Here is a 13,286-nt window from a genome sequence, read left to right on the forward strand (position 1 = left end):
TAACTGGGTAAACTTATAATAAGGACAGTAAGCTGTCTGGTTCATGTTAAAATTATTACAAGGGCACTTATAGTGCCTACGTTTTTGTGTTTCGAAAATTTGTGCCATAAAAAGAGTAAGCGGCAAAACTGAACTGGTCTTTAAACCCTAACTACGGAGGCAGAAAAAAACATGAAGAAAAATATTCAGCAAACTGTAACAGAGCTTGTATCACCGGTAGTAGAAAATTTAAACTATGAGTTGGTGGATGTTGAGTATGTTAAAGAAGGTGCCAACTGGTACCTGAGAGTTTATATTGACAAGCCCGGCGGCATCAGTATTGATGATTGTCAGGCAGTAAGCGAACAGATAAGTGATTTACTTGACAAAAACGATCCGATTGATCAGAGCTATTATTTAGAGGTATCTTCACCAGGCCTTGACAGACCATTGAAAACAGAGAAAGACTTTACTAAATATAAGGGCGAACTTGTTGAAGTAAAGGTTTTTCAACCTATAGACGGCAAAAAAATATTTGAAGGCGAATTGGTTGGCTTAAAGGATAATTTTATTGTAATTAACCAGGATGGTCACGAAGTCCAGTTTGAAAGAGACAAGGTTGCTATAGTAAAAAGGGTCATTAAATTTTAAATATTTGATTAGTAAACGGAGGTTGACAAGAAGATGAGCGCTGAGTTGATATTAGCTCTTGAACAGCTGGAAAAGGAAAAGGGAATTAAGAAGGAAATAATTATTGAGGCTATTGAAGCTGCACTTATTTCTGCATATAAGAAAAACTTTGGTTCAGCAATGAATGTTAAAGTGAATATAGATAGAGTAACAGGTGATGTAAAAGTGTTTGCACTCAGGAAGGTTGCTGAAGACCCAGATGTCGAAGCAATGGACATATCTGTTGGGGAGGCTGCGATACTTAATCCTACACTTGAAATAGGGGATTATGTTGAATTGGAAGTAACTCCAAGATCCTTTGGCAGAATAGCTGCTCAGACTGCCAAGCAGGTAGTTGTTCAAAAACTGAGAGAAGCGGAAAGAGGAATTATATACGATGAGTTCTACAATAAGGAAAGCGACATTGTAACGGGTATAATTCAAAGGATAGAAAAGAGAAATGTAATAGTAGACCTTGGTAAAACCGAAGCTGTTCTTGGACCTACTGAGCAGACTCCCGGTGAGGAATACAGATTTAATGAACGTTTGAAGTCATATATTGTAGAAGTTAAAAAGACTACAAAAGGTCCTCAGATTATGATTTCAAGAACACATCCGGGCCTTGTAAAAAGGCTTTTTGAATTGGAAGTTCCTGAAATACATGACGGTACTGTTGAGATAAAGAGTATTTCAAGAGAGCCGGGTTCAAGGACTAAAATAGCCGTGTACTCGAAAGATGAAAATGTAGACCCTGTTGGAGCGTGTGTCGGACAAAAGGGTACTAGGGTTCAGGCTATAGTTGATGAGCTCAGAGGCGAAAAAATTGATATCATTAAATGGAGTAATGATCCAAGAGATTATATATCCAGTAGTTTAAGTCCAGCTAAGGTTGTAAGGGTAGACGTGGACGAAGATGAAAAATCTGCAAAAGTTGTGGTTCCCGACTATCAGCTTTCATTAGCAATAGGAAAGGAAGGCCAGAATGCAAGGCTTGCTGCAAAGCTTACCGGCTGGAAAATTGATATAAAGAGCGAATCCCAGCTGAGACAGTCAATTGAGAAACAACTGTTTGACGATAGCATAAACAGTGGGTTTTTGGATGAAACTGATGCAGACGGTATAAATTATGATAATAATGGCCATGAAGATATTATAATTGAATGACCCTTTACCACCTTTAGCAAGAATTGAGATATTAAATTAAAATATGGAAGGTGTGGATGGATGAAGCAAAAAAAGATTCCATTGCGTATGTGCCTTGGCTGTAAGGAAATGAAGCCAAAGAGGGAATTAATACGCGTGGTAAAAAATAATGAGGGAGAAATCAGTATTGATCTCGTTGGTAAAAAGCCTGGCAGGGGAGCATACATATGCAGAAGTGCCGATTGTCTTGAACAGGCGATTAAGGCTAAAAGACTGGAAAAGGCTTTTGAGACTACAATTGACATGGACATTTATCATATTCTGAAAAACCAATTGGAGGAAAACGATGGATAAGGTTTATTCCTTATTAGGGCTTGCAAAGAAAGCAGGAAAGCTGTTATCGGGTGATGAAACCTGTGAAAGGACAATAAAGTCCGGAAAAGCTGAACTTGTTATCGTTGCAAATGATGCTTCTGAAAACACGAAGGACAAATTTAAAAGTATGTGTAATTACCACTCTGTTCCGTACAGGGAGTACGGACTAAAACTTGAACTTGGTAAGTATACGGGTAAAGATTTAAGAGCGGTAGTTTCAATTATATCAAAAGATTTTAAAAATGGCCTTCTTAAATTAATAGATAATTCAACAAACGAAACAGGGGGTGAAGGTTTTGGAAAAAGCTAGAATATACGAGCTTGCCAAAGAACTTAATACTACAAGTAAAAGGTTAATGGAAAAGCTTGCTGAGATAAATATAAACGTTAAAAATCATATGAGCCTTCTTGAACCTCATGAATTAGATGCACTATATAAGCATATAGGTGTTATAAGACATGATGATAAAAAGAATGAGGTTGGAGAAAAGAAAACTGTAGCGGAAAGTACTAATACTGTTGCAGAAAAGAAGAAAGAAGTTAAAAAGGAAGTAAAGAAAGATAATAAGAGTGCACCAAGAATTATCAGAACGACTGAAATAATTATTGATAGTAAAACAGATGATTCATCGCAGTCTAACAATTTTTCAAAGAATGAAACAAAAAATGTCCAAAAGAAAAATTATAGAAATGATTATGTCAAAGTGGAATCAAGTACATCAGGTTTAAGACCCGGATTTGTAAGGGATGTTAAATCGGATTTTAAAAATAAACAGAATTTGGCAGGCAATAGGAATGAAGTACAAAAGGTAGTGCCTAAGGAAACGCCGGCACCAAACGAAGAAATTTTAAATAATTCAAAAATAAATCAGGACATTCATAAAGAGGAAAAAATTGTGGCGGATAACAAGGGAAATGAATCTAAAGTATTAAATGATAGCTCAAATGCGGAATCAGCACAGTTAAACAAGGTTGCTGCCGCTGAAAAAGAAGGGCAAAAAAGCATTAGTAAGCCTGAGAGTGCTCAACCATCTGCACAGCCAGAGATTAAGCCACAGCAGAGCGTTGGTACCAAGAAGCCGGAAGAGGCAGGTTCATCTGGTAACGAAGAATCACATGGTAAACCTGAAAAACAGGTGACTGCTCAAAATGACAATTCATCTGTAAACAACGTTCCGGTAACGGAGCAGCCTGTTCAAAGGACAGACAGACCGCAGGGACATTACAACAACCAACGGTCAGACAGACCACAGGGACAGTACAACAACCAGAGGACAGACAGACCACAGGGACAGTACAATAACCAAAGGTCAGACAGACCACAGGGACAGTACAATAACCAAAGGTCAGACAGACCACAGGGACAGTACAATAACCAAAGGTCAGACAGACCGCAGGGACAGTACAATAACCAAAGATCAGACAGACCGCAGGGTCAGTACAATAACCAAAGATCAGACAGACCGCAGGGTCAGTACAATAACCAAAGGTCAGACAGACCACAGGGTCAGTACAATAACCAAAGGTCAGACAGACCGCAGGGACAGTACAATAACCAAAGGTCAGACAGACCACAGGGTCAGTACAATAACCAGAGGTCAGACAGACCACAGGGCCAGTACAATAACCAGAGGTCAGACAGACCACAGGGCCAGTACAATAACCAAAGGTCAGACAGACCACAGGGTCAGTACAACAATCAGAGATCAGACAGACCGCAGTATAATAGGTCAGACAGACCGCAGGGTCAGTCCAGACAACAAAATCTGGATATACCAAAGCCAGATGCTTCAGTAGCACAGGAAGCTTTTGACTCACAGAGAAATGAGGCAAGAAGAGAGTTCCAGGGTAGAGATTTCGACAAGAGTGTTAAGAGGGAAGAAAAGCAAAAGAAAGAAACCCCTAAGAATAACAATTCAACCACAAAGCAAAGATTCAGACCTCAGAAAATAGTTATAGAGAAAAAGGGAGTTTCTGAAATTCTATCTGAAGACTATATTTTTAACGAATTCTATAATGATGATGGGAAGAAGAAGAAGCAAAGAAATAAAAGGAATGAAAGGGTTCAGGAGAAGTACATTCCTCCAAAGGCAGTACTTACTTCCATAACCATCCCTGAGTCACTTACAGTAAAAGATCTGGCTGAGTCCCTTAAAAAGACTTCAACAGACATTATAAAGAAGTTGATGGCTTATGGTGTAATGGCAACACTTAATAACGAGGTTGATTTTGAAACAGCTACAATAGTTGCTGAAGAATATGGAGTAAAGACCGAGAAAGCTATTCAGGTAAGTGAAGAGGATATTCTATTTGATGATGATGAAGTTCAGGATGACTCCAATCTTCAGTCAAGACCACCGGTTGTTGTTGTTATGGGACACGTTGACCATGGTAAGACATCATTGCTAGATGCCATCAGAAGTGCACATGTTATAGACAGCGAAGCAGGTGGAATTACACAGCATATAGGTGCTTATACTGTTAAGGCAAATGACAGGCCTATAACCTTCCTAGATACACCGGGTCACGAAGCATTTACTGCAATGCGTGCCAGAGGAGCTCAGGTAACAGATATTGCAATACTCGTTGTAGCTGCCGATGATGGTGTTATGCCTCAGACAATTGAAGCAATCAATCATGCCAAGGCTGCTAATGTGTCAATTATAGTTGCAATCAACAAGATAGATAAGCCAGGCGCAAATCCTGACAAGGTTAAGCAGGAACTTACAGAGTATGGAATTGTTGCGGAAGAATGGGGCGGAGATGCAATAATGGTTCCTGTTTCTGCAAAAAAGAGAGAAAATATAGATCAATTACTTGAAATGGTACTTCTGGCTGCGGATATGCTTGAATTAAAGGCAGACCCGGAAAGACAAGCAAAAGGTACAGTTATCGAAGCAAAGCTTGATAAGGAAAGAGGACCTGTTGCTACAGTTCTTGTCCAGAGAGGTACATTGAAAACCGGAGATTCATTAATTGCAGGTTCATCATTTGGTAGAATCAAGGCAATGACAAGCGACAAAGGTTATGCAATCAAAGCTGCAGGACCTTCAATGCCGGTTGAAATCCTGGGTATGGATGAGGTTCCGGAAGCAGGAGAAGTATTCTATGCAGTAACTGATGAAAAGGTAGCAAAGCAGCTTGTTGAGAAGCGTAAGTTTAAACAGAAGGAACAACAGTTTAAAGCAACTGCAAAGGTTACCCTTGAAGACCTGTTTACTCAGATAAAAGAAGGTAAAGTAAAAGATTTAAATATTATTATAAAAGCCGATGTTCAAGGTTCTGTTGAAGCAGTAAAACAGTCTCTTGAAAAATTGAGCAATGAAGAGGTAAGAGTAAAGACCATACATGGTGCGGTTGGTGCAATTACCGAGTCAGATGTAACTTTGGCTCAGGTTTCAAATGCTATAATCATCGGGTTTAATGTAAGACCAGGTGCAAATGTTACAGAAGCTGCAAAGAATGCAGAAGTTGACATGAGACTATATAGTGTTATTTACAAGGCAATAGAAGATGTTCAGGCTGCTATGAATGGTATGCTTGAACCAACCTATCAGGAAGTGGTACTCGGACACATTGAAATCAGGCAGACATTCAAGGTTTCAGGTGTGGGAACCATCGGAGGTGCTTACGTAACTGACGGTAAGGTACAGAGAAATTCCGAGGTTAGGGTTGTCAGAGAAGGTATTGTTATTCACGAAGGTAAGCTTGCTTCTCTCAAGAGGTTCAAGGACGATGTTAAGGAAGTTGCTCAAGGTTATGAATGTGGTGTATCTATAGAGCGTTTCAATGACATTAAAGAAGGCGATGTAATCGAAGCCTTCATTATGGAAGAAGTAAAGAGATAACAATAAAAGTACTGTGATTAAAATAGGTTGAAGTTGGAGGTTATCCAATTCAACCTATTTACATATTAAAATGAAATTTGAATATGAATTGACACACTGTATTTAACCACAGATAAATGTCAATAATGGCATTAGTATAATTGTATGATTAGCCTCCTTTATTCGCTGCATGTGAATAAGGGAGAAGTATTAAAAAAATATTCCGCCGATAGCGGCAGATGGAGGCTAATAGTATGGCAGACAGAATAGTTAGAATATCAGAAGAAGTTAAAAAGGAAATAAGCAATATAATTCAAAATGAGATAAAGGACCCTAGACTTCCAAGTATGGTTAGTATAGTTTCCTGCACTGTAACCAAGGATTTAAGATATGCTAAGGTGTTTGTCAGTGTTTTGGGAAATGAAGAACAAAAGAAAAATGCCATTAGCGCTTTGAAAAGTGCCGCAGGTTTCATAAGACGTGAGCTTGGGCATAGAGTGCAGCTGAGGTATACACCTGAAATACATTTTGAACTTGATACATCTATTGAACATGGTATCCACATTAACAAGCTTCTTGATGATGCAAAAAAGGAATTTACGGAATAACATGTTTAATTAAAATTATCGGGGGATAAAACCATGGAAAAAGAATTAATAAAGGCAATTGAAAGGGCAGAAAGCGTAGCTGTTTTTCCCCATATTTCTGCCGATGGTGATGCAATAGGTTCATCTCTTGCATTAGCTTTAGCATTAAGGAAAACCGGAAAAAAGGTAATTGTGTATATGGAAGAAAATATACCTGATACCTACAAATTCCTGCCCGGAATTGAGCTTACGGGATTTATAAATGAAGACGATGAAGTTATGGGCTTGAATATTGCCCTTGACACCGGAGATATCGGTAGACTTGGTACAAGAGCAGACCTCTTTTTTAAAGCTCCGGTTAATATAAACATCGATCACCATATTACAAATACTAAATTTGCTCAGTATAACCATGTTGATGCTTCTTCGGCATCAACTGGTGAGCTTATATTTTTACTTCTTAATGAAATGAAATGTGAAATTGATATTGATATGGCAAAGTGTCTTTATACTGCCATCGCAACAGATACAGGTGGTTTCAAGTACGGCAACACTACTGCTGAAACTCATAAAGCTGCAGCAGAGTTACTTTCAACAGGCATTGATGTTGCTGATCTTTCACAGAAAATATTTGACAATACAACATTTATAAAATTAAAGCTTACCCAGAAGGCAATAGAGCTTCTGGAACTGTATGAAAATGACTTGTTAGCCGTAATAGCAATAACACAGGACATTCTACATTCAACAGGAGCCAAAGATGAAGACTGTGACGGGCTTGTAAATATTGGAAGGTCCATAGTAGGAGTAGAAGTTTCCGTTCTTATAAAAGAAAAGAGTAGTAATGAAATCCGTGTAAATTTAAGGTCAAAAACATATGTGGATGTATCAGAGATTGCAGCCGCTTTTGGAGGCGGTGGACATAAACGGGCTGCCGGGTGTACAATAAAAGGCAGTATTTCAGATGTTAAAGAGCAATTGATAAACACTATCAAGGACAAACTTAAACGGAGATAAATATGAACGGTATTTTAAATGTTTTAAAGCCTGCAGGAATGACATCTTTTGATGTAATTGGATTTATGAGAAGAATAACCGGACAAAAAAAGATAGGGCATGCAGGTACACTTGACCCTTCGGCAGTTGGAGTATTACCTTTATGCATTGGTAATGCCACAAGGGCTTTAGAGTTTATGATAGACAAGGATAAGGTTTACCGTGCAGAACTGACACTGGGAATTTCAACTGATACCCAGGACTCTTCCGGCATTGTGTTGGATTCATATTCCGTAGAAGTTAATGATGATGAAATAAAAAAAGCAATTATGAGCTTTGTGGGTACCATTGAACAGCTTCCTCCAATGTATTCTGCCATAAAAATCGGTGGTAAGAAGCTCTATGAATTAGCCAGACAGGGCCAGACAATAGAAAGGGAATCAAGAACTATTCAAATTTACAACATAGACGTTATCAGAATATGGGATGACAATGTAATATTTGAATCAGAAGGGGTAACACAAGAATTTGCAGCAAAAAAAGTTCTTTTGGATGTTCACTGCTCAAAGGGAACATATATAAGGACATTATGCAATGATATTGGAGAAAAGCTTGGCTGTGGCGGACATATGTCGTTTCTCGTAAGAACAAGGGCGGGACAGTATGACCTTGATAACGCCTTGACAATGGAAGAAATAGTACAATTGTCGGAAACTAAAGCTCTTGAAGGTCATTTATTGCCTGTTGAAAAGATATTTGAAGAGTTTGATATTATAAAATTAAACAAGGAGGAACTTTTCAAGTATAATAACGGAGTATGGCTGGAAGTTGAAAAAAACAAATATGAAAATACTGTTTACAGGGTATACGATAATAATAGTTTTCTTGGGTTAGGAGAAGTTTTTGAAAAAGGAAATACATTATATTTAAAATCAAAGAAGTTCTTTAAATGATGAAAACTAAGGAGACATAATATGCAGGTTATTCATTCAAATGATTCTTACAATACATTCAGTTGCTATACCGGTGTCGGTCTTGGTAATTTTGACGGCTTGCATATCGGACATATGGCTCTTATTAACACATTAATAAGAGAATCCAAATTAAACGGACTATCATCAATGGTTTATACTTTTACAAAACATACAGAAAATATTCTAAGAAAAAAGCTTATTACGCCTCTGTTACTTACTGAAACTAAGAAAATAGAACTTTTAAGTGAAACTACTCTTGATTATCTTTATCTTGACGAGTTCAATGAAGCATTTTCAAGAATGTCTCCCGAAGAATTTGTTGTAAATATTCTTAAAAACAAGCTGAATATAAAGCTTGCTGTTGCAGGCCACGACTACAGATTTGGATATAAGGGTGGGGGAGACATACCTTTACTGGAGGAATTCGGAAAGAAGTATGGATTCAAGGTGGTAGTTATCCCGCCTATTACCTGTGATGGCGAGATAATAAGCAGTACCGGCATCAGACAATCTATTATAAATGGAAATCTTGAAACAGCTTATAAGCTGTTGGGGAGAAATTATTCAATTATAGCTGAGGTTGTGAATGGAAGGCGTGTAGGTAATACAATAGGCTTTCCAACTGCGAATATTCATCCTGAAAAGTACCTTGTACTGCCTCACAATGGTGTATATATTACAAAAACACTGTTAAACGGTCATTTATACAATAGTATGACTAATGTTGGCTATAACCCTACATTTGAGGATGTTAGACAGAAAACGGTTGAAACACATATTATGGACTTCGATAAGGACATTTACGGAGAAAAAATTGAAGTATTCTTTTTGAAAAAAATACGTGATGAAAAGAAATTTAACAATGTAGAAGAATTGATAAATCAGATAACAAAGGACATGAAGATTGCAAGGGATTACTTGAGTATAGTCAGTTAGGAGATAAATTATAGTTGTATATGACAGGTTACAGAATAATCATAACAGGTATTGTACAGGGAGTTGGCTTCAGACCCTTTATTTTTAATCTGGCTGAAAGTTTTGGTATAAAAGGTTGGGTAGGCAACTCCGACAGTAACGTAATAATAGAGATTGATGGAGATTTTCAGATGGCGGCCGATTTTATAGATGAAATAAAAAAATCGGCACCCGTTTTATCAGTAATTGAATCAATAGAATATAATGAGGTAGAATATCAAGGCTTTAGGGATTTTGAAATAAGGCATAGCCAAAAAAATTCCAAGGGGCCTGTTTTCATTTCACCTGATGTTGCCACTTGTGGCGATTGTCTAAGAGAAATGAAAGATAAAAGTGACAGAAGATATAAGTATCCATTTATTAACTGTACCAACTGCGGTCCAAGGTTTACCATAATAAAAAATATCCCTTATGACCGGGATAAGACTACTATGGCCTGTTTTGAAATGTGTGAAAATTGCAGGCAGGAGTACACTAAACCTTCTGACAGACGGTATCATGCACAGCCCGTTTCTTGCCATGACTGCGGCCCTAGTCTAAGTGTTGCCGATGAAACAGGTAAAGTGATACAAGAAATTAAAACCAGCAGTCAATGTATTCGGTACACTGCTGACATGATTAAAAAGGGCTATATTGTTGCTGTAAAAGGAATAGGCGGATATCACCTAGCCTGCGATGGACTTAACAAAGAGGCCGTTGACAGACTCAGAACCAGAAAACATAGAGATGACAAGCCTTTTGCGGTTATGTTAAAAGATTTAAAGACAGCTGAAAAATACTGTTCAATCAGTCCTGCTGAAATGAGTATATTAAATTCACCTGCAAGTCCCATAGTTTTACTTGAAAGAATAGATGTCGGTATACTGCCTGAATCCATCGCTCATCTTAACAGTTACCTTGGGGTTATGCTGCCCTATACTCCCGTTCATCATCTGTTGTTTGAGGAAGAAGGTTTTCCTGAGCTTTTGGTTATGACCAGCGGAAACTTGAGCAGCGAACCGATTTTTTACCGAGACGAGGAGGCAATACAAGGACTTGAAGGAATTGCAGACGCCTACCTAACCAACAACAGGGAAATATATATAAGAACAGATGACTCCGTAACCAGGGTTTTCAAGGACAAAGAATACATCATAAGAAGGGCGAGGGGATATGTACCAAAGCCTGTTTCTATAAATGTACACGAATTGCTTGACTTGGACGAAGATATTCAAATACCTTCGGTTCTTGCCTGCGGAGGAGAACTCAAAAATGTTTTTTGCTTGAATAAAGGAAAGAACTTTTATTTGAGTCATCATATCGGGGATTTAGAAAACGAAAGTACAAATGTTGCTTTTCGTAATGGGATTGAACACTTTAAACGATTGTTTGATATTTCACCCCAATGCATAGCATATGATCTTCACCCCAATTACTATTCATCCCAATATGCACTTAGTCAACCGGATATTAATAAAATTGCCCTTCAGCATCACAAGGCACATATTGCCTCATGTATGGCAGAAAACCGGCTGAAAGGTGATGTAATAGGAGTGTCCTTTGATGGAACAGGCTACGGTGAGGATGGTAACATATGGGGCGGAGAGTTTTTTACGGGAGGCTATTATGGTTTCCGTAGAGCCGGACAACTGGATTATGTTATGATGCCGGGAAGTGATTCGGCAGTAAAACATCCTTGGCGTATGGCTTTAAGCTACTTATATGCCTCAGAGCAGGGTATGTTTGATAACATAATGGAAATAGCGGATAAGCTTCCGGCATTTAAAGATAGAAGTAAGGAAGAGATAATTTTTACAATAAAAATGCTGGAAAAGAGAATAAACAGTCCGTTTACTTCAAGTATGGGTCGTTTTTTTGATGCGGTTTCGGCTTTACTTGGTATTAAAACAGATATCAGCTATGAAGGACAGGCCGCTATTGAATTGGAATATTATGCAGATTTATGCTGCACCGAACCATACCATTTCGATATTAACAATGCTGAATTTGAAGAAGAATTTAAAGTTAACACAAGCTGTATTATTAAGCAGATTGTTAATGATATTCTGACGGGAAACGGTCTGGAGTACATCTCAACCAGATTTCATGCCACAATAGCGGATATTGTACTTCAAGGATGTTTGAATATCAGAAGCAGGAATGATTTGAATAATGTAGTTTTAAGCGGAGGAGTATTTCAAAATGTAACTCTTCTTCAAATAACAGTGGATTTATTGGAAGAACAAGGATTTAAGGTCTTTGTTCATTCCGAGGTTCCTGCAAATGATGGAGGAATCTCATTGGGACAATCAATAATGGCAATTGCACAAATGATGGAAAAGAGATAATAGGACTTTCCAACTCTTGAAGATTGAAATGTAACTCAGCAGGGTATATACTCATTAATGTGTATAAATGGATAAATTCTAATTTATAAAATATAGTTGATAAATATTACAACAGGAGGATTAAGATATGTGTTTGGGATTACCTGCAAAGGTTGTAAGTATTGATGGTAACAGCGGTAATGTTGAAATGATGGGAGTAACAAACAAGGTTTCCATAGAGCTTTTGGACAACGTACAGGTGGGTGACTATGTTCTTGTGCATGCAGGGTGTGCCATACAAGTTCTTGATGAGGAAGAGGCACTTAGAACCATAGACATTTTCAACGAAATAAAGGAGCTAGGCATTAAATGAGAAACTATATAGATGAATTCAGGGACAGCGAGGTTATAGGCAAAATTGTGCAAAGTCTTCAAGGTTACTCTGGACGCAGACTAAAGATAATGGAAGTATGCGGAACTCATACGATGGCTATTTCAAGATATGGACTCCGTTCCCTGCTACCCCCTCAGATAGAACTGATTTCCGGGCCGGGATGTCCTGTCTGCGTAACGCCTACATCATATATTGACAGTGCGACAGAACTTGCAGATAACAAAAATGTTATTATTACAACTTTCGGGGACATGATGAGAATCCCGGGGAATAACAGTACACTGATTCACAAAAAGGCCCAAGGCAGCAACGTCCAAATGGTATATTCTCCGCTTAACGCAGTGGAATTGGCGAGAGAGAATCCAGATAAGGAGGTTGTTTTTTTATCAGTTGGTTTTGAAACAACAACGCCGGTAATAGCACTTTCTGTGTCAAAGGCAAAAAGTGAGGGTATAAAGAATTATTCAGTTCTAACTGCAAACAAGACTATGCCGGAAGCAATAAAAACTCTGGCAGGCGACAATGAATTAATGATTGATGGATTTTTGTATCCGGGACATGTTTCTGCAATAATAGGAACAGACTTTTTTACCTATGTGGCGTATAATATGGAAAAGGCTGGTGTAGTCGCAGGTTTTGAACCTTTGGATATACTCTATTCCATTAAGGTTCTGGTAGATAATATTACAAATGGGAAAAAAGTTTTAGAAAATATGTATTCAAGAATAGTATCAAAGGAAGGAAATGTTAAGGCGCAACAAAAAATGTACGAAGTTTTTGAGCCTGTAGATTCTGTTTGGCGTGGAATAGGAATGATTCCCAAATCAGGTCTTGGTATTGTAAAAGAATATGAAATGTTCGATACTGCAAAAAAGTTTGATATTAAACAAAATGATACACCTGAACCAAAAGGATGTTTGTGCGGGGAAGTTCTTAAAGGGAAAAAACGTCCTGGAGACTGCAAGCTTTTCAAAAAAAGATGTACTCCAGAAAACCCGGTAGGTTCGTGTATGGTTTCTTCTGAAGGAACCTGTGCTGCTTATTATAAATACGGAGGATAA

At 38.1% G+C, this 13,286-nt stretch carries 12 protein-coding genes; all 12 read left to right on the plus strand.

All coding sequences use genetic code 11. The features are described 5' to 3' along the window. Positions 1-171: 171 nt before the first annotated feature. The 12 genes from rimP (at position 172) to hypD (ending at position 13,286) form a co-directional block, all read left to right on the plus strand. A complete protein-coding gene (rimP, locus tag CLO1100_RS07000) occupies positions 172-630 on the plus strand; it encodes a ribosome maturation factor RimP (RefSeq protein ID WP_014313062.1) in 459 nt (152 codons plus the stop codon). A gap of 33 nt (positions 631-663) precedes the next feature. Continuing rightward, positions 664-1,812 carry a transcription termination factor NusA gene (gene nusA / locus CLO1100_RS07005; protein WP_014313063.1) on the plus strand — a complete coding sequence of 383 codons (1,149 nt, stop codon included), beginning with the start codon at positions 664-666 and terminating at the stop codon, positions 1,810-1,812. A 60-nt stretch (positions 1,813-1,872) separates the two neighbouring features. Beyond that, the gene (locus CLO1100_RS07010) at positions 1,873-2,145 is read left to right on the plus strand and encodes a YlxR family protein (protein ID WP_014313064.1); all 273 of its coding nucleotides are present in this window, start codon (positions 1,873-1,875) and stop codon (positions 2,143-2,145) included. Then, entirely contained in the window at positions 2,138-2,476 is a 339-nt protein-coding gene (locus CLO1100_RS07015) for a ribosomal L7Ae/L30e/S12e/Gadd45 family protein (protein WP_014313065.1), read from the plus strand. The genes CLO1100_RS07010 and CLO1100_RS07015 overlap by 8 nt, the downstream gene beginning before the upstream one ends. Then, on the plus strand, positions 2,463-6,014 hold the full coding sequence (gene infB / locus CLO1100_RS07020; RefSeq protein ID WP_014313066.1) for a translation initiation factor IF-2: 3,552 nt from the start codon (positions 2,463-2,465) through the stop codon (positions 6,012-6,014). The genes CLO1100_RS07015 and infB overlap by 14 nt, the downstream gene beginning before the upstream one ends. 233 nt (positions 6,015-6,247) lie before the next feature. Beyond that, on the plus strand, positions 6,248-6,601 hold the full coding sequence (rbfA, locus tag CLO1100_RS07025) for a 30S ribosome-binding factor RbfA (protein WP_014313067.1): 354 nt from the start codon (positions 6,248-6,250) through the stop codon (positions 6,599-6,601). Positions 6,602-6,634: 33 nt separating this feature from the next. Next, on the plus strand, positions 6,635-7,597 hold the full coding sequence (locus CLO1100_RS07030; protein ID WP_014313068.1) for a bifunctional oligoribonuclease/PAP phosphatase NrnA: 963 nt from the start codon (positions 6,635-6,637) through the stop codon (positions 7,595-7,597). A gap of 2 nt (positions 7,598-7,599) precedes the next feature. Beyond that, a complete protein-coding gene (gene truB / locus CLO1100_RS07035) occupies positions 7,600-8,529 on the plus strand; it encodes a tRNA pseudouridine(55) synthase TruB (protein WP_014313069.1) in 930 nt (309 codons plus the stop codon). Positions 8,530-8,550: 21 nt separating this feature from the next. After that, a complete protein-coding gene (locus tag CLO1100_RS07040; RefSeq protein WP_014313070.1) occupies positions 8,551-9,486 on the plus strand; it encodes a bifunctional riboflavin kinase/FAD synthetase in 936 nt (311 codons plus the stop codon). A gap of 20 nt (positions 9,487-9,506) precedes the next feature. After that, positions 9,507-11,852, plus strand: a complete 2,346-nt coding sequence (gene hypF / locus CLO1100_RS07045; RefSeq protein WP_041700399.1) for a carbamoyltransferase HypF — start codon at positions 9,507-9,509, stop codon at positions 11,850-11,852. Positions 11,853-11,979: 127 nt separating this feature from the next. Beyond that, positions 11,980-12,204, plus strand: coding sequence for a HypC/HybG/HupF family hydrogenase formation chaperone (locus CLO1100_RS07050; protein WP_014313072.1), 225 nt, complete (start codon positions 11,980-11,982; stop codon positions 12,202-12,204). Continuing rightward, complete coding sequence (gene hypD, locus CLO1100_RS07055; RefSeq protein WP_014313073.1) at positions 12,201-13,286, plus strand: hydrogenase formation protein HypD; 1,086 nt, start codon at positions 12,201-12,203, stop codon at positions 13,284-13,286. Before CLO1100_RS07050 ends, hypD begins: the two co-directional genes overlap by 4 nt.

The sequence above is a fragment of the Clostridium sp. BNL1100 genome, from assembly GCF_000244875.1.
GTDB lineage: Bacteria > Bacillota > Clostridia > Acetivibrionales > DSM-1351 > Ruminiclostridium.